Origin of the sequence: Methylobacterium oryzisoli (assembly GCF_046557895.1) — a bacterium.
GTDB lineage: Bacteria > Pseudomonadota > Alphaproteobacteria > Rhizobiales > Beijerinckiaceae > Methylobacterium > Methylobacterium oryzisoli.
In genome coordinates this window covers 62,455-83,339 of sequence record NZ_JBKIBX010000006.1, presented here as the reverse complement: position 1 = coordinate 83,339, position 20,885 = coordinate 62,455, and the positions used below count along the sequence as shown (strand labels likewise).

The following is a 20,885-nucleotide window of genomic DNA, read 5'->3' as shown; positions in this document are numbered from 1 at the left end:
CGATCACCTAAAGAAGCGGAACCACAGGGTCACGGCTGGGACGAAGGTCAGGACGAGCTGGCCGACGATGGCGACGAGGAAGAACCACCCGAGATAGGGAAGCATGTCGCCCATCCGGCAGCGGGCCGCGCGCGCCGCGACGTAGAGGTTGGCGGCCATCGGGGGCGTCAGCAGGCCGATCTCGAGGTTGGTCGCCAGCACGATGCCGAAATGGACCGGATCGATGCCGAACCGCTGGGCGGCCGGCGCCAGCAGCGGCCCCATCAGCAGGATCGAGGCGTTCGTCTCCATGAACGTCCCGACGAGCAGCAGGACGAGGTTCACCATCAGCAGGAAGATGATCGGGCTGTCGATGAAGGTCGCCACCCAGGCGGCGATGTCCTGCGGCACTTGGTTGAGCACCATCGCCCGGTTGAACACCCCGGTCATCGCGATGATGATGAGGATGCCGGCCCCCGTGACCACGGCGCTGCGGAAGGACTGGGCCAGCATGTCGAGCTTGAGCAGGCGGCGCGTCAGCGCAGCGCCGATCGCGTAGAGGCAGCCGACCGCGGCGGCCTCGGAGGGCGTGAAGACCCCGCCGTAGATGCCGCCCAGGATCAGCACCGGCAGCATCAGCGCCGAGGTGGCGCGGGCGACGACGACGCGGCGCGGCAGCGGCGGACCCGCCGTGAGCTTGGACGCTTCGCCCGCCCGCAGCTCCACGCCGTTCCGCAGCAGCCGCCGGGACAGCTGCCGGTGGACGACGAGAAAGAGCGCGCTGAAGAGCAGGGCCGCCGGGAGCGTGGCCAGAAACAGGTCGGAGACCGAGACGCCGACCGTCGCGCCGTAGAGGATCAGGGGAATGGACGGCGGGACCAGCACGCCGAGCAGGCCCGCCGAGGCGGTGAGCGCGGCGGTGTAGCCGTTCGGGTAGCCTCGGCGGAGCATCTCGGGGCTGACGACGCCGCCGACCGCGGCCACGGTGGCGACGGAGGAGCCGGTGATGGCCCCCATCATCGCCGAGGCCGCGACCGTGATGTAGCCGAAGGCCGCGCGCACCCGGTGCAGCACGAGGTCGGACAGCGCGATCAGCTCCCCCGCCATGCCGGAGCGGTTCATCAGGTCGCCGGTCAGCATGAAGAGCGGGATCGCCACCAGCGCGTGGTTCGACACCTCCTCGTAGGGAATGCCGCTGAGGCCCGTCGTGGTCAGGCCGTAGCCCGCCATCAGCGTGAAGATGGACAGGCCGAAGGCGACCGCGAGCGGCGCCCCGACCAGCAGGAGGGCGCCCATCAGGACGAAGGTGGTCAATGCCACGGGTCAGCTCCTCCCGGCGGCCGGCCGGCCAGGGCGCGCCAGACATCCATCGCGCCGTGGAGCGCGATCAGCCCGGCTCCCGCCACCATGAAGCCGGCCGGCACCGCCACCGGCGTCCCGAGATCGGTCAGCTTCTCGCCGGACGACCAGGCGTAGTCGAACAGGTCCCAGGCGATCACGACGAAGACGGCGCCGAACACGAAGCAGAGCCCCGAACTCAGCGCATCGAGACCGCGGCGCAGCCAGCCGTCGGGCAGCGTCTCGACGATGTCGGCGGTGAGATGCTTGTGCAGGTGGCTGCACAGGGCGGCGCCCACGAAGGTGAGCGGCGACATGGCGACGAGCGCCCACTCGCCGGTGTCGGGGATGGGCAGGGCGAAGGCGCGGATGGCGATGGAGCCGGCGACCGCCAGCATGGCCACCGCCAGGGCGGTGATCGCCACGGCGGTCTCGATCCGCGCCAGGACGAGTTCGACCCGCATGGCACGGCCGAGCAGGCTCCCGGGCGTGGGCAGGGTTGCCCGCGCGCCGTCCGGCTCGAGGAGCGTCTCCGTCGTCATGGGTTCGGTGGTCATGGGTTCGGTGGTCGTGGGCTCAGTGGTCACGGGCTCATTTGCCCCTGGCCGCGTCGACTTCCTTCCTGAGCGCCGAGATGCGCGCCTCGCCGTAGACGGGCGTCAGCCGCTCCCAGCCCACCTGGCCGGCCTTGACGAAGCCCTCCATCGCCTCGGGCGTCGGCGTGACGATCTCCAGGCCCGCCGCCTTCATCTTGTCGATGAAGCCCGCGATGGCGGCGCGGTTGGCCTTGATCTCGTCGCGCGCCACCTCCTCGGCCGCCGCCTTGACGATGGCCTTGTTGGCCTCGCTGAGACCGCTCCAGAAGCGCTGGCTGACCGTGATCGTGCCCATGGCGTAGACGTGGTTCGTCAGCGTCATGTGGCGCTGGGCCTCGAACAGGCGCGAGTTGAAGGTGATGCTCGCGCCGTTGTCCTGGCCGTCCACCGTGCCCTGCTGAAGGGCCACGAAGAGGTTGTTGAAGGGCATCGTCACGGCCTGGGTGCCGGCGATCTCGAAGAAGCTCCGGATCGCGGCCGAGCCGGGAACGCGGATCTTCAGGCCCTTGAGATCCTCGACGGTGCGCACCGGCCGCTTCGAGTTGGTGACGGCGCGGAATTCGAGTTCGAAGAAGCCGAGCGCCACCATGCGGTGCTTGGCCAGCGTCTCGGTCAGGGTGCGCTGCAGGATCCCGTCGGGATTGTAGAAGATCCTGTCCGCCTCGGCGTCGGTGGTGACGATGTAGGGCAGGTAGTGGATGTCCAGCAGCGGATCGAGGCCGGTCAGCGAGCCGGGGTTGAGGAAGGCGAACTCCACCGCCCCCCGGCCGACGTCCCGGCCCAGCGCCTCGTCGCTGCCGAGCTGGCTGTTGGGGAAGACCGCGATGTCGATCTCGCCCTTCGTTCGCTCCTTCACCAGCCGGGCGAACGCCTTGCTGGCCTCGTCGGCGGCGTTGCCGGGTGCGAAGACGTGGCCGAGCCGCGCCTTCGTCTGGGCCAGGCCCGGATTCGCCGCGACCACCAGCAGTGCGGCCGCCGCGACGGCGGCGAGTAGCTTCTTCATGGTCCGTCCCTAGATCTCTTGTCGTTCTGTCGTTACGTGCGGTGGTCGATCACCACGGTCTTGGCGACCGTGTACTCGCGCAGGGCCTCGAAGCCCTTCTCACGCCCGTGGCCGCTCTTGCCGAACCCGCCGAAGGGCAGCTCGACGCCGCCGCCGGCGCCGTACCCGTTGACGTAGACCTGCCCGACCCGCAGGGCCTTGGCGAGGCGCAGCTGGCGACCGCCGTCGCGGGTCCACACGCCGGCGATGAGGCCGTATTCCGTCCCGTTGGCGAGGCGGACGGCATCCGCCTCATCCTCGAAGGGGAGCGCGGCGAGGACCGGTCCGAAGACCTCCTCGCGCGCCAGTTCGTGGTCGCGCGGCACCGCGCCGTACAGCGTCGGGCGCACGAAGTAGCCCTGCTCGTCCACGCCCGGATCGATCGCGCCCTGGGCGACGACCTCGACCCTGTCGGCCTCGGCCCGTTCGAGGAAGCCCCGGATGCGCTCGCGCTGGACCTGGCTGATCACCGGACCGCAATCGAGATCCTGAGCCGGGTAGCCGACCCGCGTCGCGGACATCCGCGCGGCGAGCTTGGCCATGAACGGCTCGTAGATCGCGCGCTCGATGAGGACGCGGGAGCCGGCCGAGCAGGTCTGCCCGGCGTTCTGGACGATCGCGCCGACGATGATCTCGCAGGCCTTCTCTTGGTCGGCATCCGCGAACACGATCTGCGGCGATTTCCCGCCGAGTTCGAGCACGCAGGGGACGTGGTTGCGCGCCGCCGCCTGCTGCACCAGCACGCCGACCTCGGGTGAGCCCGTGAAGGACAGGAGGTCGATGCCGGGATGGCTCGACAGGGTGGCCCCCGCCTCCTCGCCCAGCCCCGTCACGAGGTTGATCGCTCCCCGCGGGAAGCCGGCCTCCTCGGCCAGTTCGGTGAAGCGCAAGCAGGAGAGCGAGGCCTCCTCCGCGGGCTTGAGCACGCAGGCGTTGCCCGTCGCGAGCGCCGGCCCCAGCGTGCGGCCGAACATCGAGGCGGGGTAGTTCCAGGGGATGATGTGGCCGGTCACGCCGCGCGGCTCGCGCAAGACGATGACCTGATAGCCGGTCAGGAACGGGATGGTGTCGCCGTGGACCTTGTCGGCGGCCCCGCCGTAGTACTCGAAGTAGCGGGCGGTGACGCGGATGTCGTTGCGCGCCAGCTTCATCGGCTTGCCGGTATCGGCCGCCTCGATCTCCGCGAGTTCGTCCAGCCTGTCGAGGATCAGCTGACCCAGACGGGTGAGCAGACGCCCGCGCGACACGGCATCCAGCGCCCCCCATTCGCCGGCGAGCGCCGCACGCGCGGCCGCCACCGCCGCGTCGATATCGGCCTGTCCGCCGCGCGGGATCGCGGCGATCACCGCGTTGGTGCTCGGATCGTGCGTGGGCAGGTAATCGCCGCTGGCCGGAGCGATCCAACGTCCGTCGATGAACACCTTGTGCCGGATCACGCGCTTCCACCCCTGGTACCATTCGTTCGGCCGCAGGATTTTTCGGATCCGACAATTCGGCAACGCCGAAAAGACTGAAGGACCCTTCGCGAAAAACGAATGCATGGCTGAGGCACGGGCGGCGGATCCGGCGCCGCTCCCGTGCCGGTCTCACGCCCTGCCGTCCTCCCGCCGCGGGCCGCGCCGGTCCTCGCCGGATGCGTCGTGGGCGCGATCGGACATCGCTCGCGATCGCGCGAAGCGCTCGACCAGGAAGTCGGCGAAGGCCCTCACCTTCGGGCTGGTCACACCGCCCGGCGGGTGCAGGACCCAGACCTCGATGTCCCGGTTGGGGACGCTGCCCCAGGCCGTGAGGCGACCGGCCGCCACGTCGCCCTCGATCAGCCATGCGGGCAGGAGCGCCGCCCCGGCGCCGGCCAGGACCGCCTCGTGGACCAGCATCATCGACGAGCACCGCAGAACCTCTCGGGGCGTCACCGTGAGCTCGCCCGCCGGACCGAGGACGGTCCAGGTCGACGGGCCGCGCCCGGCCGACAGGACCACCGCGTCGACGGGCTCGTCGGGCCCCGCGGGCCGGGCCACGCCCGGCGCGGCGGCCAGTACGCTGCGGGTGCGCAGGCACAGGCGCCCGACGAGGCCGGTATCGGGCGAGGGATTGGCCCGGACCACGACGTCGTAGCCCTCGCTCACCGGGTCGACGAAGCGATCGTTGACGTCGATCTCCAGTTCGACGGCCGGATAGGTCCGCACGAAGCGGGCGACGAGTTCGCCCATGCCGAACCGCGCCAGCAGCACCGGCATGCTGACGCGCAGCCTGCCGCGCACCTGCCCGCTCCAGTCCCGCGTCTCGGTCCAGAGCGCATCCAGATCGGCCAGGAGCGGGGCGGCGCGGGCGAGAAGGGCGCGCCCGTCCTCGGTCAGGTCGAGGCGGGTGCCGCCGCGGGAGACCAGGGGCAGCCCGATCCCCGCCTCCAGGTCGCGGACCCGCCGCGACAGCGTCGCCTTCGGGATGCCCGTCCGGCGCGACGCGGCGTTCAGGCCGCCCTCCCGCGCGACCGCGACGAAGCCCGCCAGGGCAACCATGTCCGGCCGTTCCATCGATGGACCACTCCGTTCCGGATGACGGCCTTTCGGTCGTCGGTACGGAACAGTACGTCAAGGCTCCGAACCGGGCCAGCGCCCGCATGGATCCTCAGGAGAGCACCGTGACCGACATCTGGACTCCGATCACGCTGGGCCGTGCGGCCCTCAGGAACCGGCTCGTCATGGCGCCCATGACCCGCAGCCGCGCCGAGCCCGACGGCACGCCGGGCCCGCTGGCCGCCGCGTACTACGCGCAGCGCGCCGGCCTCGGCCTCCTCGTCAGCGAGGGCACCCAACCCTCCGCGGAGGGGCAGGGCTACATCTTCACCCCCGGCCTCTACACCGACCGGCACGTCGACGGCTGGCGGCAGGTGACCTCGGCCGTGCACGAGGCCGGGTCGCGCCTCTTCATCCAGCTCATGCATGTCGGCCGCATGGCGCACCCGGACAACACGCCCGGCCACGCCCCCGGCGTGGCGCCCTCCGCGGTCGCGCCGGCGGATCAGATGTTCACCCTGGCGGGCCTGCAGCCCATCCCCGCGCCGCGAGCGCTGAGCCTCGACGGGATCGCCCGCACGGTCGACGACTTCCGGCACGCGGCCCGCCGCGCGGTCGAGGCCGGCGCCGACGGCGTCGAGATCCACGGGGCCAACGGCTACCTCGTCCAGCAGTTCTTCGCCCCGAACGCCAACCTGCGGACGGACCGCTACGGCGGCGGCATCGTGAACCGGGCGCGCTTCGCCATCGAGGTGGCGCGCGCGGTCGCGGCGGAGATCGGCGGCGAGCGCACCGGCATCCGCCTGTCGCCCGGCGCCACGCTCGGCAGCCTGGACGAGGGTCCCGAGGCGCCGGACCTCTACCGCCACCTCGTCGGGGAACTGGACCGGGCGGGCCTGGCCTACATCCACGTCATGCATCTGGGGAACGAGGCGCTCCTGGCGGACATCCGCCGCCTCTGGAGCCGTGCCCTGATCGTCAACCGGCCGGGCCGCGCGCTGCAGGATGTCGGTTCGGACATCACCGCGGGCCGCGCCGACCTCGAATCCTACGGTCAGCTCGTCCTGTCCACGCCCGACTTCGTCGCCCGGTTGAAGTCCGGCGCGGCGATGAACCCGGCCGACAAGGCCACCTTCTACGGCGGCGGCGCGAAGGGCTACACCGACTACCCGATCCTCTCCGGGGAGGCGGCGTGACGCGGCGGATCGGGCTCGGCCGCCGCGCCGGTCCGGGTAGCCCTTCGACGAGGGAATGACGAGGTCCGCTCAGCCGACCGCATGCCGCGGTGCCTCGGTCGAGGGCTCGCCATCCCCGCCGCGATCATCCCGCCCTGGCGGGGACGGGCGTGTTGAGTAGCTGCTGCTCCCATAGGAACGCGATGCCGCTCCCGCCCGCATGCTGCGTGATCACCTCCGTCAGCGCGACGGCTTGCTCGGTCCGGGCCCAGTCGCGCTGCCATTCCGCCGCCAGGGCCAGCCACGTCATCATGTTCGCTCCGGCGGCGATCATGCGCTGGATGGCGACTTGGTGGGCCTCGACCGAGACCGCCCCCGACGCATCCGTGATCACCGTCACGTCCCAGCCCTCGCCGAGCGCCTGGATCGTCGGCATCGCGACGCAGACCTCGGTCCACAGCCCCGCGATGACCAGTTGCGTGCGGCCCGTGGCCTTGACCGCATCCACGACCTTCCTGTCTTCCCAGGTGTTGATGAACGTCCGATCGATCACCTCCTGGCCGGGAAAGACGTCGGTGATCTGGGGGAAGAGCAGCCCGCCCCGCTCGGCGAGAACGGTCGTCAGGATCGTCGGCACGCCGAAGGCCTTGGCGGCTTTCGCCAGACCCGCCGTGTTGTTGATCACCATCTGCGGTTCGTGGCTGTTCACGTTCGCGAGCTGGTAGGGCTGATGGTCGATCAGAACGAGCACCGAGTCTTCGGGCCGAAGAAGCGAGCTGAGACCGTTGCGAAAGGTCATGATCATCCTGTGCTGCCGGTGTGAGCGAGGCTGATGCGCGAAAGGCGTGCGCCGGCTGTGCGCTGCGCAGGCGATCCCTGTCATTCCCACTCACGGTACGGTAGTGCGCGTTCGGGCCACTCTGTGTCGCGCAACGGGGAACGCCGACGTGGATATCGACGAGCTGCGGACGTTCGTGGAGGTTGCCGATGCCGGGGGTGTGTCGGGCGCCGCGCGGCGGCTCGGCGTCTCGAAATCCGTCGTCAGCCGGCGGCTCATCCGGCTCGAAGCGGAACTCGGCGTGCAGCTTCTGGCACGCACCACCCGCGGCGCGGCGCTGACGGAAGCCGGGACCACCTTCCGGGACTACGCCGCCAGAGCCTGCGCCGAGATCGATTCGGCACGGGAAACGATCCTGCCGGCCGGCGACCTGCGTGGCCGCCTGCGCATCGCGGCACCGCTGTCCTTCGGTCCGACTCACCTCGCGTCCGTCATCGCCGACATGGCGCGGCGCCATCCTCAGCTTCACATCCACACCTGCTACACCGACCGCTTCGTCGATCTCATCGCGGAGGGTTATGATTGCGCGATCCGGATCGGCTATCTTCCCGATTCCAATCTGCTCTCACGACGCGTCGGGCCGATCTACGGCAAGTTCGTCGCGAGCCCAGGCTATGTCGAAGCCCACGGGTCGCCCGAAACGCCGGACGAATTGCTGACGCATCAGGCCCTCCTGCAGGGCACCGAGTCCTGGCAGCTCCTGGACGGCGACCGGATCATCACGGTTCGCCCGCAAGGCCGGTTCAAGGCCGACAACGGCACCGCTCTCGTGGCGGCCGCGGCGGCCGGCCTCGGGATCGCCTATCTCCCGGATGGCCTGACCCATGACTTCCTGGTCTCCGGCGCGCTCGTGCCGGTGATGAGGCGCTATCCGCCGCCGCCGGCCGGCATCTATGTCGTCCGCCCGCCGGACCAGCACCCCGCACCGAAGGTGAGGATTCTCACTGAGCTGCTGGTCGCCTGTTACGAGAAGACTTCGCCGGTGGGGTGAGCCCCGGGCCGGTCCTCCCCGCCACTCACGAATCTGGCTGACAGCTTTCGGGCGCTGCTGAGCGGTGGAACAGCCCGCTCCCACCCCCTCCCCTTCTCCCGGACGACTGAAGCGTCAGCGGAAGGAAATCCGGGAACCAGGGCGAAGAACCGTCGCGGAGCGTCTCCGCATCCGCACCGCTGGAGGCGGACGGACGCTTCGCGCCATCTTGCGCTGGCTCCCGGATCTCCTTCCACGTTGTTTCAGTCGTCCGGGAGCAGGGCCGGCACGTGAGCCTGCTCGACAAGGTCGACGGTGACTATTCCGCTACCGGCAACAATGAACTGCCGAGAACGAGCATTCCCGGTATCGGCCGATCACATCACCCTGTCCGGACGGATCGGGACGATCCCCGTCCAGGCCAATCGGGACAGACGATCATGAAGCTCTACCACCATCCCCTGTCGGGCCACGCGCACCGGGCGCGCCTGATCCTCGCGCTGCTCGGCGTGCCGCACGAGCTCATCGAGGTCGACCTCAAGGCGGGCGCCCACAGGACGCCGGATTTTCTGGCCCTCAACCCGTTCGGTCAGGTGCCGGTGCTGGACGACGGCGGCACGATCGTCTCGGATTCCAACGCCATCCTGGTCTACGTGGCGCGCAAGCTCGGCCGGACCGACTGGCTGCCGGAGGATGTGCAGGGCCAGGCGGCCGTGCAGCGCTGGCTGTCGGTGGCGGCCGGCGAGGTCGCGTACGGCCCGGCAGCGGCGCGCCTCGTCACCGTGTTCGGCGCGCCCTTCAACCCCGAGGAGGTGATCGGCCGCGCCCACACGCTGCTGCGCCGGCTGGAGACCCATCTCGCGGATCGCGACTGGCTCGTCGGCGAGCACCCGACCATCGCCGACGTCGCGCTCTACAGCTACGTGGCGCAGGCGCCCGAGGGCAATGTCGACCTGTCGGGGTATCCCGCCGTCAACGCCTTCCTGCGCCGGATCGAGGCCCTGCCGGGCTTCGTGCTCTTCGCCCGAACCCCCGCCGGCCTCGTGGCCGCGGCGTGACCATGCGGGTCCGGGCGCGCCGCTGCCGGCGCGCCGGACCGAACCGGACGGGAGAGCGGTCATGGCTGATGCGATGTCCATGGGGACGCTGGCCACGTGGCACGCCGGCGAGAAAGCCCTTCAGGAGAAGGTCGGCGTCGCCGAGCGGATGGAGGCGGTCGGCCAGCGGGTGGTGCGAAATTACATGCCCGACCAGCACCGCGCGTTCTTCGCGCAGATCCCCTTCATCGTCCTGGGCAGCGTCGACGGACGCGGCGATGCCTGGGCCACCCTCCTGGCCGGGCGGCCCGGCTTCATCGCCTCGCCCACGGCGCAGACCCTCGACATCCGGGCGCGGCCCGATCCCGGCGATCCGGCCGCCGAGGGCACGCGGGACGGCGACGCCATCGGCCTGCTCGGCATCGAGCTCCACACCCGCCGCCGCAACCGGCTGAACGGGATCGTCCGGAGCACGGCGCAGGGCGCCCTGCATGTCGCGGTGGACCAGAGCTTCGGCAACTGCCCGCAATACATCCAGTTGCGCGACGCCGCGTTCGTCCGGGATCCGCACGAGCCCTTCCCGGGCGCGGTCGAGGAAACTTCCGGGCTCGATGCGGCGGCGCGGGCGGTGATCGAATCCGCGGACACCTTCTTCGTCGCCTCCTATGCCGACCGCGAGGAGCGCCGCCAGGTCGACGTCTCGCACCGTGGCGGCAAGGCGGGCTTCGTCCGCATCGCCGCGGACGGCACGCTCACGATCCCGGATTTCGCCGGCAACCTCTTCTTCGCCACGCTCGGCAACATCCTGCTCAACGGCAAGGCCGGGCTCGTCTTCGCGGACTTCGAGACGGGCGATCTCCTGCAGATGACGGGCGATGCCGCGGTGATCCTCGACTCGCCCGAGATCGCGGGGTTTCAGGGCGCCGAGCGTCTCTGGACCTTCCGGCCGCGCCGGGTCGTGCGCCGGCCGGGCGCCCTCCCGCTGCGCTGGACCTTCCGGGCCGAGGGCTGGTCGCCCAATTCGCTGATGACCGGCGACTGGCGGGAGGCGGCCGACCACGTCCGGGCGGCCAGGCTCGCCGCGCGCTGGCGACCGCTCCGGGTGACGCGGATCGTCGACGAGAGCCGCGCGATCCGCTCGTTCCACCTGGAAGCCGACGACGGTGCCGGCCTGATCCCGCACCAGGCGGGGCAGCACCTGCCGATCCGCCTGACCCTTCCCGGGTCGGACAGGCCGGTCATCCGGACCTACACGCTGTCGGTGGCGCCCTCGGACGGCTTCTACCGCATCAGCGTCAAGCGGGACGGGGCGGTGTCGCGCCACCTGCACGACACGATCCGGGTCGGCGACATCATCGAGGCCCGCGCGCCGGGCGGCGCCTTCACCCTCGACGCCCGCGAGACGCGGCCGGCGGTGCTGCTGGCCGGCGGCGTCGGCATCACGCCGCTCCTCGCGATGCTGCAGCACGTGGTCTACGAGGGGCTGCGCACGCGACGCGTCCGCCCGACCACGCTGGTCCATGCCGTGCGTTCGACGGCGGATCGCGCCTTCGAGGCTGAGCTGGCGCAGCTCGCGGAGGCCGCGCAGGGCGCGGTGCGGATCGTGCGCGTGGTCGGGGACGGCGTTGGCACGGAGGGCATCGATTACGACGCCGCCGGGCGGATCGACATGGCGCTCCTGACCCGCTTCCTGCCCTTCGCCGATTACGACTTCTATCTCTGCGGACCGCCGGCCTTCGCGCAAGCGCTCTACGACGGCCTGCGCGGCTACAGCATCGCGGACGAGCGCATCCACGCGGAGGCGTTCGGTCCCTCCTCGCTGGTGCGGAGCCTCCCGGCCGCCGCGACCGCGCCGACGCGCCGGCCGCCCGCGACACGGCCGGTCCCGGTGTCCTTCATCGACTCCACCAAGGAGGCGCGCTGGACGCCCGAATCCGGAACCCTGCTCGACCTCGCGGAGGCGCGGGGGCTCAGCCCCGAGTTCAGCTGCCGGACCGGGAGTTGCGGGACCTGCCGCACCAAGCTGCTCGCCGGAGCGGTGACGTATGTCCGCGAGACGAGCGCGCCCGTGGCGGAGGACGAGGTGCTGATCTGCTCGGCGGTGCCGGCCGAGGATGCGGACCGGATCCAGCTCGCCCTCTAGCTCTGCATCCGGTCGCGAGGCTATCGGATGCAGCGCCAAGTCTCTCGTCCTCGTCGTGCCGCGTGCTCCCGCCCACCAACCTCAGCAAGGAGACGATCCATGTCCCGCCCGCCGCTGCCGCCCTTCGACGAACGGAGCGCCATCGAAAAAGTCCGCCTCGCCGAGGACGGCTGGAACAGCCGCGATCCGGCCAAGGTCACCCTGGCCTACACGACCGACACGCGCTGGCGGAACCGCGTCGAGTTCCTGAACGGCCGGCAGGACGTCGAGGCGTTCCTGACCCGCAAGTGGAACCGCGAGCTGGATTACCGCCTCATCAAGGAGCTCTGGGCGTTCGCGGGCAACCGCATCGCCGTGCGGTACGCCTACGAGTACCACGACGACAGCGGCCAGTGGTTCCGGGCCTACGGCAACGAGAACTGGGAGTTCGCCGAGGACGGGCTGATGCGCGTTCGGCATTCCAGCATCAACGAGCATCCCATCGCGGAGGCGGACCGCAAGTTCCGCTGGCCGCTGGGCCGGCGGCCGGACGACCATCCGGGTCTCAGTGAATTCGGCTTCTAAGCAGGTTTCGCAAAAGTGACCGCCGGTTTTGCAACAAGAACCTGCGGCAGAACACGAATCTCAGCGGACGAAGCGTTGGCCTGCCAACGGTCCACGACGGCATGACGGCGGGTCTGGTGCAGGGGCGAGACGGGCGGCGGACGCCCCCGCGCTCCTGGCGGACGCTTGATAGGGAGGCTGCATGGCAGAGACTGTCTCAGCGGCCATCCCATTGGGATCCCGCGCTTCGTTCGGCGAGGGGGAGGGTTTGCACGGAAACCGGAAACCCCCGCCTCCCGCGGGAGCCGCGCGCCCTGACGGCGCGGGCCGTGGCCCTGACCGTCGCGACGCGCGGGAGCGAGGATGAGCGCCGGGCCGAGCGCGCGCGGGCGGTCCGGCTGGGCATCGCCGACGAGGTCTGCCGCGCGATCGAAGGATTCGCGGGGCATTTCACCGCCTTTCCCGCCATCGAGCCGCGGGGACCGCATCACGGTTGATCGCTGCCCCTCGACCCGAGACGCGGGGCCGACAACGGCTTTATCCCTCGCGATCGTCCGGTGACCCTGGCCCGGATGGCGGCAGAGAGGATCGTGATGGACCGGTGGCAGGCCATGCGTATCGTCGTGAAGGTCGCGGAGACGGCGAGTTTCGCCGAGACAGCGCGCCATCTGCACATGAGCCCGCCGGCCGTGACGCGTGCGGTGGCCGGGCTCGAAGCGGCGATCGGCGCCCGGCTGTTCGTCCGCACCACGCGCTCGGTGAAGCTGACGGAGGCGGGCCGCCGCTACGTCGAGGATTGCCGGCGCATCCTGGCCGACATCGTCGAGGCCGAGGCTGCCGCCGCCGGCTCCTACGCGACGCCGTCCGGGACGCTGGCCATCACGGCCTCGGTCCTGTTCGGGCAGATGCATGTCCTGCCCATCGTCACCGACTATCTCGACGCCTACCCGACCATGGCGGCGCGCACGCTCTTCGTCGACCGCCAGGTGAACATCCTCGAGGAAGGCATCGACGTCGCCGTCCGCATCGGCCACCTGCCGGATTCCGGCTTCGCGGCCGCCCGGGTCGGCTCGGTCCGCCGCGTCATCTGCGGCTCGCCCGGGTATTTCGAGCGGCACGGCGTTCCGACGACGCCGACGGATCTGAAGGATCACCGCATCGCGATCTCGACCGGCGCCTTCGCGTCGCCCGAATGGCGGTTCGCGGGGGATCAGCGGGTCACCATCCACCCCACCCTGCAGAGCAACACCAACGAGGCCTGCATCTCCGCCGCCCTGGCGGGCTGGGGACTGACGCGGGTGCTGCACTACCAGATCGGTTCGGCCCTGCGGGACGGGCGGCTCCAGATCGTGCTCGCCGACCACGAGCCGCCGCCGCTGCCGATCCACGTCCTCTCCCCGGAGGGCCGGCAGGCGCCGGCCAAGGTGCGCAGCTTCGTCGACATGGCCGTGGCGCGCCTGCGCGCGAACCGCCTGCTGAACTGAGGGGCTGGCCAAGGCTTCGGGCGACCGCGACGGCGTCCGTGTGATCCGCTTCACGGAAGGCGCCGGCCGCGCCCCGCATCCTGCTCTCACCTCGCAAGAGAAGGAGCAAGAGATGGTCAAGACGATTTTCGGTGCCGCCCTGATCTCGGGCATCGCGGCTGTCAGCTTCGCCGGGTCCGCGGAAGCCCGCGGCTTCGGCGGGTATCACGGCGGAGGCTACCACGGCGGCTTCCACAAGCACGGCTTCCACGGCGGACGGTTCTACAAGTTCCACCGCTTCCACGGCGGGCGCGGCTTCGGCCGCGGCTTCCGGCGCTTCGGCTTCGACACGTATGGCGGCGCGAGCAGCGGCCGCCTCGCCAGCGCGGGCGAGTCCCGTCCGAGCGTGTGATCCTCCGGCAGCGCCGCCCGCGCACCCGTCGTGCGGGCGGCGCTGTCCGACGACCAGAACCGCGACATCGCAAGCAAACCTTCAGGCTTCTCGTGCAGCGTGCAATTTGATTGCGGTTGTAAGAGGCCCCGAGCGGGTGATGCGAGTGATGACGGTGCGCGGCTTTTCACCAAGGATCGGGACGACCCTTCAGGGGCTCTTCGGGGCCATGACGGTGCTCGGCGTCGCGGCGCTCGGCGTCCCGGTCGTCGGCGAGATCCGGGGATTGCGCGACAGCCAGCGGGTCGTGGCGGTGACCGAGGCCGGCCGCGAGGTCTTCGCGGCGCTCCAGAACTCGCGGGTCCAGCGCGGTCCGACGCGGGTGGCGCTCGGCGCCAAGCAGCCCGCCTCCGACGCCTTCCTCACCATGCTGGCCACGGCCCGTCAGAAGGCCGATCCGGCGATCGCCCGCGTCCTCGACCTCTGCGGCACCATCGACTGCACGGGCGGCAAGGCCGAGATCGCCGCCGGCCTGTCGGGCAGCGTCGCCCGGCTCGCCACGCTCCGCACCGAGGCGGACGCCGCCCTCCGGGTGCCTGTGGAGCAGAGGCGCCCGGGCCTGAGCGGGGAGTTCAACGCGGCGGCGACGGACGTCATCGACCGGCTGGAGAAGATGTCGGTGGCGCTCGGCGAGGCCATCCGCATGGTCGACGTCGAGACGGCCGAGCTCATGGCGATCAAGCAGGCCGCCTGGCTGACCCGCGACGGCATCGGCCTCGAGCGCACGACGCTCGCCGAGGCCCGCGCCAAGGGCGACCTCTCGCCGGCGCTCGACCGCACCATCGCGGATCTGCGCGGTCGCGCACTCTCGCAATGGGCGGTGCTCACCGAACTGCTCGCGCGTCCGGGGGCCCCCGCCGACCTGACGGCGCTGGCGAAGTCGGCCGGCACCACCGTGTTCGAGACCTACGAGCGGATGCGCAAGGCGGCCTACGAGGATGTCGCGGCCAAGCGGCCTCCCTCGGTCGGCAACGACGATCTCGACCGGCTCGGCAACCAGGGCCTCGACGCGCTGGCGGCGATCCCGACCGCCGCGATGGCGATCGCGCATGCGCACGCGCAGGAGCGGTACGAGGCGGCCGTGAGGGAGCTTCAGGTGCGCCTCGCCCTCCTGGCGCTCGCCGGGATGCTGGCCATCGCCGGGTTCGCGGTCGTGCGGTGGCGCGTCACCAAGCCCCTGACGGGCATGACCCGGGCGATGCGGCGCCTCGCGGACGGCGATCTCGGCGTTTCGGTCGCGGGCGCCGATCGCCGGGACGAGCTGGGCGACATGGCCGGCGCCGTGCAGGTCTTCAAGGACGGCCTGATCCGGATGCGCGCGCTGGAGGTCGAGACGGCCGAGGCCCGCTTGGCCGCGGAGGAGCAGCGCAAGGCGGGGATGCGCCAGATGGCCGATGCCTTCGAGCAGGCCATCGGCGGGATCGTCGGCATGGTCTCGTCGTCCGCGACCGAGCTGCAGGCGACGGCCCAGAGCATGACGGGCACGGCGCGGCACACGGCGGGCCAGTCCACGGGCGCGGCCGCCGCGGCGGAACAGGCGGCCTCGAACGTCGGCACGGTGGCGGCGGCGGCCGAGGAACTCGGCGCCTCCGTGCAGGAGATCGCCCGGCAGGTGGCCGGCTCCGCATCGCTGGCCCAGGCCGCCGTCTCCGAGGCGGACCAGACCGGCCGTCTCGTGCAGGAGCTCTCGGCGGCGGTGAGCAGGATCGGCGACGTCGTGGGCCTCATCGCCACCATCGCCGGCCAGACCAACCTGCTGGCGCTCAACGCCACCATCGAGGCGGCGCGCGCCGGCGAGGCCGGCCGCGGCTTCGCGGTGGTCGCCGCCGAGGTCAAGGATCTGGCGGCGCAGACCTCGCGCGCCACGGAGGAGATCGGCGGCCATATCGGCCGGATCCAGGGATCGACCAGCGGGGCGGTCGCGGCCATCGGCGGGATCACCGAGCGCATCCGCGAGATCAACGCGGTCTCCTCGTCCATCGCGGCGGCCGTGGAGGAGCAGGGGGCGGCGACCCAGGAGATCGTGCGCAACGTGGCCCAGGCGGCGCAGGGCACCAGCGAGGTGACGAGCAACATCGCGCACGTCGCGGGCGCCGCGGAGGAGACGGGCGCGGCCGCCGCCCAGGTGCTCGCCGCCGCCTCGGAACTCTCGCGCCAGTCCGATCAGCTGACCACCGAGGTCGCGCGCTTCCTCGGCACGGTCCGGGCCGCCTGAGGCGCCCTTCGGAGGCGCAGTTCCAGGTCCCCTTCGGCCGGCGCGATCGTCGCCGGCCGGTCGTTTCGACACTTGCCGGCGGCGGCCCGTCCGCCATGTAGAGGCCATGGCCGAGTCAGCCCCCCAGGCACGCGCGGAACCCCACCCCAGCAGCGGCGGGCCGATCCTCGATGCGGCGACGCGGGAGCGGCTGGGGCGGGAGCTGCAGATCCTCTACGATCCGGTGCTCGACGAGCAGCTCGATCCCCGCCTGGCCGCGCTGCTGACGCAGCTCGACGAGGACCGGAAATCGGTGCGGGAGACCCGGCGGTCCGCGGCGCGGCGCTGATCGCGCGCCGGACGCCCCGGGCCGATGACGGGTTTGTCCGGCGGGACGTGGGGGCGGGTGCCGGGCGTCTGGCCCATCGCGGTGCCGCTCACCGCCTGCCCCGGAGCAGCGTGACCGGATGACCCGCCTTCGCTCGGCCCTCCTCCTGACCCTCCTCCTGGCCCTCTCGTGGTGTCCGGCCGCGGCGCTCGCCGAGCCGTTCCGGCTGCGCCTGCCGCTCGCCTGCGAACCGGGCCGGACCTGCTTCGTGCAGCACTACGTCGATCACGACCCCTCGGCCGGCGCGCGCGACCACACCTGCGGCTCGCGGACCTACGATGGTCACGACGGGACCGACTTCCGGCTGGCCACGCGCGCGCTCGCGGCCCGCGAACCGGGGACGGTGCTCGCCGCCGCGGGCGGTCGCGTCCTGCGCACCCGCAACGACGCGGAGGACCGCTCCCTGCGCGAGGTCGGCCGTGCGGCGGTGGCGGGCCGCGAATGCGGCAACGGCCTCGTGATCGCGCACCCGGACGGCTACGAGACGCAGTATTGCCATCTCGCCAAGGGCAGCGTGCGGGTGCGGCCCGGCGAGACAGTGACGGCCGGCCAGCCGATCGCGCAGGTGGGTTTTTCGGGCGCGACCGAGTTTCCGCACCTGCACCTCACGCTGCGCCGCCACGGCACGGTGGTCGATCCCTTCGCGCCCGGCCTCGCGGCAGACGGCTGCCGGCCCGAGGCCGCGACGGCGGAGACCGTGTGGGAAGAGCCCGTCCGGGCGGCGCTGGCCTATCAGGCCGGGGCCGTGCTCACGGCAGGCTTCGCGGACGGGCCGGTCACCCAGGATGCCGTCGAGAGCGAGGCGACGCGCCGGCCCGGACGGGACGCGGCGGCGCTGGTCGCGTTCGTGCACGCGATCGGCCTCGACACCGGCGACGTGCAGCGGCTGACGGTGACGGGGCCGGACGGGCGCGTGCTCGCCGAGAACCAGGCCGCGCCGCTCCTGCGGCCCCGGGCCGAGTCCCTGCTGTTCGCGGGCCGCAGGCGCCCACCGGACGGCTGGGCGTCCGGCCCCTACACGGCGACCTTCCGGGTGATGCGCGCCGGGGCGGTGGCGATCGAGCGCGTCTTCACGGCGGCGCTGCCGTAGGTGCCGGCGGCGCGCCGAGGGCCGCGGTCGATCGCGCGGCCCTAACCCGTTATTGTTCTGCGCTCTCGTGCGCCGAACTGGTATTCCTGGCGGCCAGAACGCGCGAGAGCCGATCGCCCGATACGCGAACCTGATCGAGTCCCGCTCGTTGCCCTCCGGTACGGCACTGGCAGGAGGCTCCATGCGGATCACGACGGCGAGTGCGGTGCTGGCGCAGAGCGGAGCGGCTCCGGTCCAGGCCGCGGAGGAGCCGCGCGCCCTTCCGGAGGGCGCGAGCCCGACCTCGTCCGCCACCCGCGTCGATGAGAGCAAGGGCCCAGTGGAGGCCGGCCCCGGACGGCGGACGGTCGACCCGACCGGCAGGCCCGAGCCGACGGAACCGCTGGTGCAGGACCGGCAGAAGCCGAACACCGCGCCGGCCGTCTCGAGGTCGATCATGTGGATCACCCCGGCCCTCCTGACTCTCGGCGTGGTGCTCGCCGTCCCGAGCGGGTCGCTGGCGCAGACCCCCGCCCCGGCTGCGCCTCCCGCCGGCACGTCGGACATCTATTTCGCCTACGTGCCGCCCCGACCGGACGGCTCCGCCTTCGTGCCCCGGAAGCCCGAGACGACGGGCACCGTTCCGGCCCCGGTCGCCCCCAGGCCGCCGGAGACCCGGAGCCTCCCGAACCAGCAACTCACGGGGATCAAGGGACTGAAGGTGGTGCGGGACATCTGCATCGGCTGCTGACCTCAGGGCCTTGTCCGACGAAGCCGGTATGGGTTCGTCGCGGAAGCGGCGTGGAGGCAAGCCCTTCCCGCCCCCTCCTCCTTTCCCGGACGACTGGAGCGTCAGCGGAAGGAGATCCGGGAAAGGGGCGCGTGCTCGTTTGCCCGACCAAGTTTTCGGCTTCATTCCAGCCGCCACCCCATCCTGAGTTGCCTGCACAGGAGGTCTCTTCGGAGCGATGGTCCCGTCGGCGCGTCGCTCAGGCCGCTCGCGCGATCGGCAGATCCTGCAGCTGCTCGCCGTTCCACAGGATCATGACGTTGTCGTACCTCCCGTACTTCTCGATCTTCTTGAAGTGCACGGGTTTGGTCGCCGGCACGTGGCCATCGTGAGGGTGCGCCGCGGCCCGCAAGGTCAGGACGAGTGTGTGCGGGCCGAAATCGCTCGTGCAGATCTGGCAGAGGTACGGCTCCGCGTTGTCGTGGCCCACCTCGACCTCCGCGCTGATGATCACGAAGGGAATGCTGCCGTAGGCGCTAAGATCAACCTCCTTGGCGATCCAGCTGCGCGTGCGTGGCGTGTGGTTGCTCATGGTCGGAATGCCTGGGCCTTGATTAGGCCTCGGCATGGAATGTGGGCACGGCGACTTGCGATCGACGTGTGCCATCGCACCGCGCAGCGAGCGCGCCGCAGAGGCCCGTCCGGCCGGGTCAGGCGATCCCGTTGTCGCCCAGGGCCTTCGCCATGCGGCGGCGGAGCGGCCCGTCCCGGAACGGGAACGAGGCGAAGAAATGCGCCTGGGAGCTGCCGCCGCGGCGGCGCACATCCGCGGTCCAGATCGCCGCGCGGTCGCGGTTCCCGTCCAGCGTCTGGGCGATGACGGCGATGAGCGAGATCATCACGTGCGCCCCGGGGGATTGGGCCGCCCTTTCGGCCCAGGCGGCCGCCGGCCCGGTGGAGCCCTGGATCAGGCAGGTCAACGCGCGCGTCGCCAGCATGGCGTAGTGGAGGGGATCGAGGGGGCTGAGCGCCATCGCCATCTCGACGTTCTCGATGCCGGTGCGATCCCGTTCGGTGATCGCGTCCGCCCAGGCGCGCGCGTAGAAACCCTGGGCGAAGCTCGGGCTGAGCGCCGTCGCCCGCTCCAGCCACGGATAGCTCCGGTCGACCTCCCCGGTCAGCCAGAAGGCCCGGCCCATCGTGAAGTTCGCGACCGGGTCGAGCGGATCGAGGTCCAGGCTGCGCTCGGCATGGGCGCGCGCCGCCCTGGCATCGCCGGCCGCGTCGCCGGAATAGCGCAGGAAGGCGCTCTGGAAGTGGGTCGAGGACAGCCCCGCATGGGCGCGGACGAAATAGGGGTCGAGGGCGAGGGCGCGCGCGAAGAGGCCCGTCGCGACGGCGTTGTCCTGGCGGGTGAAGCGGTGAAGGTGCCTGAGGCCCAGGTGGTAGGCCGACCAGGCGCTCAGGCAATGGGGCGAGGCCACGCTCGCGAGGGCCGCCTCGTGCAGCGGGATCTGGATCTCCAGGGCCGCGATGACGCTCGCGGCGATCCGCGCCCGCAGGGCGTGGATCGCCTCGATCGGACCGGTGCACCGGTCCGCCCACAGCACCTCCTCGGAGCGGGTGTCGATGAGTTCGGCCGTGATCACCACGCTGCCGGCCATCGTCTCGACGATCCCGCACAGGCAGTAGCTCGCGTTGAGCAGCCGTCCGGCCCGGCAGGCGTCCGGATGTCCCGACCGGAAGCGGAAGGAGGAGCCGCGCGCGATGACGAACAGCCAGCGCAGGCGCGACAGGGCGACGATGAGGTCGTGCGCGACGGCCTCCCCGAGGGCCGGATGCAATTCCGAGGCGGCGACGAGGCGGAAGGGAAGGATCGCGATCGACGGCCGGGCGGAGACGGGCGGCGGAGGTGCTTCCGGACTTGGGCCGGCGGGCGGCAGCGCGCGCGGCTCGGCCGCCGTCACGTCTGCGACGAAGCGGAAGCCCTGGCCGTGCAGGGTGCGGATGAACCGCCGCTCCGGCCCGTCGTCGCCGAGCGCGCGGCGCGCCGACTTGATGCGGCTCGACAGGGCGGAATCCGACACGGCGCGTCCGCCCCACACCGTCCCGATGATCTCCTCCTTGGAGACCATGCGGTCCCGGTTCTCGACGAGCAGGAGGAGCAACGCGAAGACCTGCGGCTCGACCGGAACGATCAGGCCGTGGCGGCGCAGTTCGACCCGGTCGGCGTCGAGTTCGAACCCGTCGAACCGGTAGGGCATCGCCGGCCCTCCATGGACGAGCGCATGCGCGGCGCGGTCATCCTAGCACATCTCCACGAACTCTCCCGAGATCGTCCAGACCATCTCCCAGCATCGCTCGCGGCGTCGGGGTTAGATGCTGCCGGATCGCTCCCGCGGCGGTGCGGGAC

20 protein-coding genes are annotated in these 20,885 nt (G+C 71.4%); 12 read left to right on the top strand and 8 right to left on the bottom strand.

Annotated features, from left to right (window positions below):
- Positions 1-3 precede the first annotated feature (3 nt).
- From ACKUB9_RS08255 to ACKUB9_RS08235, 5 genes are all read right to left on the bottom strand, one after another.
- Complete coding sequence (locus tag ACKUB9_RS08255) at positions 4-1,299, bottom strand: TRAP transporter large permease (protein ID WP_407520732.1); 1,296 nt, start codon at positions 1,297-1,299, stop codon at positions 4-6.
- Complete coding sequence (locus tag ACKUB9_RS08250) at positions 1,290-1,874, bottom strand: TRAP transporter small permease (RefSeq protein WP_407520734.1); 585 nt, start codon at positions 1,872-1,874, stop codon at positions 1,290-1,292. The genes ACKUB9_RS08255 and ACKUB9_RS08250 overlap by 10 nt, the downstream gene beginning before the upstream one ends.
- A gap of 34 nt (positions 1,875-1,908) precedes the next feature.
- Entirely contained in the window at positions 1,909-2,916 is a 1,008-nt protein-coding gene (locus ACKUB9_RS08245; protein ID WP_407520736.1) for a TRAP transporter substrate-binding protein, read from the bottom strand.
- Positions 2,917-2,948: 32 nt separating this feature from the next.
- Entirely contained in the window at positions 2,949-4,391 is a 1,443-nt protein-coding gene (locus ACKUB9_RS08240; RefSeq protein ID WP_407520738.1) for an aldehyde dehydrogenase family protein, read from the bottom strand.
- Between the two features lie 150 nt (positions 4,392-4,541).
- On the bottom strand, positions 4,542-5,489 hold the full coding sequence (locus ACKUB9_RS08235) for a LysR family transcriptional regulator (RefSeq protein WP_407520740.1): 948 nt from the start codon (positions 5,487-5,489) through the stop codon (positions 4,542-4,544).
- 86 nt (positions 5,490-5,575) lie between these two features.
- Between ACKUB9_RS08235 and ACKUB9_RS08230 the strand changes: the two genes are divergently transcribed.
- Positions 5,576-6,667 (top strand): alkene reductase, encoded by a 1,092-nt coding sequence (locus tag ACKUB9_RS08230; RefSeq protein ID WP_407520742.1) that lies wholly within the window; start codon positions 5,576-5,578, stop codon positions 6,665-6,667.
- 124 nt (positions 6,668-6,791) lie between these two features.
- On the opposite strand, the gene ACKUB9_RS08225 is transcribed toward ACKUB9_RS08230, so the two are convergent.
- Entirely contained in the window at positions 6,792-7,445 is a 654-nt protein-coding gene (locus ACKUB9_RS08225) for a hydrolase (protein WP_407520883.1), read from the bottom strand.
- 148 nt (positions 7,446-7,593) lie between these two features.
- Between ACKUB9_RS08225 and ACKUB9_RS08220 the strand changes: the two genes are divergently transcribed.
- The 11 genes from ACKUB9_RS08220 (at position 7,594) to ACKUB9_RS08170 (ending at position 18,493) form a co-directional block, all read left to right on the top strand.
- Positions 7,594-8,475, top strand: coding sequence for a LysR family transcriptional regulator (locus tag ACKUB9_RS08220; protein ID WP_407520744.1), 882 nt, complete (start codon positions 7,594-7,596; stop codon positions 8,473-8,475).
- Positions 8,476-8,894: 419 nt separating this feature from the next.
- On the top strand, positions 8,895-9,512 hold the full coding sequence (locus ACKUB9_RS08215; protein WP_407520746.1) for a glutathione S-transferase family protein: 618 nt from the start codon (positions 8,895-8,897) through the stop codon (positions 9,510-9,512).
- A 61-nt stretch (positions 9,513-9,573) separates the two neighbouring features.
- A complete protein-coding gene (locus ACKUB9_RS08210) occupies positions 9,574-11,634 on the top strand; it encodes a 2Fe-2S iron-sulfur cluster-binding protein (protein WP_407520748.1) in 2,061 nt (686 codons plus the stop codon).
- A 99-nt stretch (positions 11,635-11,733) separates the two neighbouring features.
- Positions 11,734-12,198, top strand: coding sequence for a nuclear transport factor 2 family protein (locus ACKUB9_RS08205; RefSeq protein WP_407520750.1), 465 nt, complete (start codon positions 11,734-11,736; stop codon positions 12,196-12,198).
- A 308-nt stretch (positions 12,199-12,506) separates the two neighbouring features.
- Complete coding sequence (locus ACKUB9_RS08200) at positions 12,507-12,674, top strand: hypothetical protein (protein ID WP_407520752.1); 168 nt, start codon at positions 12,507-12,509, stop codon at positions 12,672-12,674.
- Between the two features lie 96 nt (positions 12,675-12,770).
- Entirely contained in the window at positions 12,771-13,661 is an 891-nt protein-coding gene (locus tag ACKUB9_RS08195) for a LysR family transcriptional regulator (RefSeq protein WP_407520754.1), read from the top strand.
- Between the two features lie 112 nt (positions 13,662-13,773).
- On the top strand, positions 13,774-14,052 hold the full coding sequence (locus ACKUB9_RS08190; RefSeq protein ID WP_407520756.1) for a hypothetical protein: 279 nt from the start codon (positions 13,774-13,776) through the stop codon (positions 14,050-14,052).
- A gap of 139 nt (positions 14,053-14,191) precedes the next feature.
- A complete protein-coding gene (locus ACKUB9_RS08185; protein ID WP_407520758.1) occupies positions 14,192-16,306 on the top strand; it encodes a methyl-accepting chemotaxis protein in 2,115 nt (704 codons plus the stop codon).
- 106 nt (positions 16,307-16,412) lie between these two features.
- Positions 16,413-16,634, top strand: coding sequence for a hypothetical protein (locus tag ACKUB9_RS08180; RefSeq protein ID WP_407520760.1), 222 nt, complete (start codon positions 16,413-16,415; stop codon positions 16,632-16,634).
- Positions 16,635-16,752: 118 nt separating this feature from the next.
- Positions 16,753-17,763 (top strand): M23 family metallopeptidase, encoded by a 1,011-nt coding sequence (locus tag ACKUB9_RS08175; protein ID WP_407520762.1) that lies wholly within the window; start codon positions 16,753-16,755, stop codon positions 17,761-17,763.
- A 181-nt stretch (positions 17,764-17,944) separates the two neighbouring features.
- Positions 17,945-18,493, top strand: a complete 549-nt coding sequence (locus ACKUB9_RS08170; RefSeq protein WP_407520764.1) for a hypothetical protein — start codon at positions 17,945-17,947, stop codon at positions 18,491-18,493.
- A 238-nt stretch (positions 18,494-18,731) separates the two neighbouring features.
- Here ACKUB9_RS08170 and ACKUB9_RS08165 read toward each other — a convergent pair whose 3' ends face one another.
- Both ACKUB9_RS08165 and ACKUB9_RS08160 read right to left on the bottom strand, forming a co-directional pair.
- On the bottom strand, positions 18,732-19,064 hold the full coding sequence (locus tag ACKUB9_RS08165; protein ID WP_407520766.1) for a hypothetical protein: 333 nt from the start codon (positions 19,062-19,064) through the stop codon (positions 18,732-18,734).
- Positions 19,065-19,182: 118 nt separating this feature from the next.
- On the bottom strand, positions 19,183-20,736 hold the full coding sequence (locus ACKUB9_RS08160; protein WP_407520768.1) for a winged helix-turn-helix domain-containing protein: 1,554 nt from the start codon (positions 20,734-20,736) through the stop codon (positions 19,183-19,185).
- Between the last annotated feature and the right edge of the window lie 149 nt (positions 20,737-20,885).

Excerpts from the sequence above, each read along its gene's own strand:
- ACKUB9_RS08250 (WP_407520734.1), bottom strand. The coding sequence starts at position 1,874 with ATGACCACCGAACCCATGACGACGGAGACGCTCCTCGAGCCGGACGGC.
- ACKUB9_RS08245 (WP_407520736.1), bottom strand. The coding sequence starts at position 2,916 with ATGAAGAAGCTACTCGCCGCCGTCGCGGCGGCCGCACTGCTGGTGGTC.
- ACKUB9_RS08235 (WP_407520740.1), bottom strand. The coding sequence starts at position 5,489 with ATGGAACGGCCGGACATGGTTGCCCTGGCGGGCTTCGTCGCGGTCGCG.
- ACKUB9_RS08230 (WP_407520742.1), top strand. The coding sequence starts at position 5,576 with ATGGATCCTCAGGAGAGCACCGTGACCGACATCTGGACTCCGATCACG.
- ACKUB9_RS08225 (WP_407520883.1), bottom strand. The coding sequence starts at position 7,445 with ATGACCTTTCGCAACGGTCTCAGCTCGCTTCTTCGGCCCGAAGACTCG.
- ACKUB9_RS08215 (WP_407520746.1), top strand. The coding sequence starts at position 8,895 with ATGAAGCTCTACCACCATCCCCTGTCGGGCCACGCGCACCGGGCGCGC.
- ACKUB9_RS08210 (WP_407520748.1), top strand. The coding sequence starts at position 9,574 with ATGGCTGATGCGATGTCCATGGGGACGCTGGCCACGTGGCACGCCGGC.
- ACKUB9_RS08205 (WP_407520750.1), top strand. The coding sequence starts at position 11,734 with ATGTCCCGCCCGCCGCTGCCGCCCTTCGACGAACGGAGCGCCATCGAA.
- ACKUB9_RS08195 (WP_407520754.1), top strand. The coding sequence starts at position 12,771 with ATGGACCGGTGGCAGGCCATGCGTATCGTCGTGAAGGTCGCGGAGACG.
- ACKUB9_RS08190 (WP_407520756.1), top strand. The coding sequence starts at position 13,774 with ATGGTCAAGACGATTTTCGGTGCCGCCCTGATCTCGGGCATCGCGGCT.
- ACKUB9_RS08185 (WP_407520758.1), top strand. The coding sequence starts at position 14,192 with ATGCGAGTGATGACGGTGCGCGGCTTTTCACCAAGGATCGGGACGACC.
- ACKUB9_RS08180 (WP_407520760.1), top strand. The coding sequence starts at position 16,413 with ATGGCCGAGTCAGCCCCCCAGGCACGCGCGGAACCCCACCCCAGCAGC.
- ACKUB9_RS08175 (WP_407520762.1), top strand. The coding sequence starts at position 16,753 with ATGACCCGCCTTCGCTCGGCCCTCCTCCTGACCCTCCTCCTGGCCCTC.
- ACKUB9_RS08170 (WP_407520764.1), top strand. The coding sequence starts at position 17,945 with ATGCGGATCACGACGGCGAGTGCGGTGCTGGCGCAGAGCGGAGCGGCT.
- ACKUB9_RS08165 (WP_407520766.1), bottom strand. The coding sequence starts at position 19,064 with ATGAGCAACCACACGCCACGCACGCGCAGCTGGATCGCCAAGGAGGTT.
- ACKUB9_RS08160 (WP_407520768.1), bottom strand. The coding sequence starts at position 20,736 with ATGCCCTACCGGTTCGACGGGTTCGAACTCGACGCCGACCGGGTCGAA.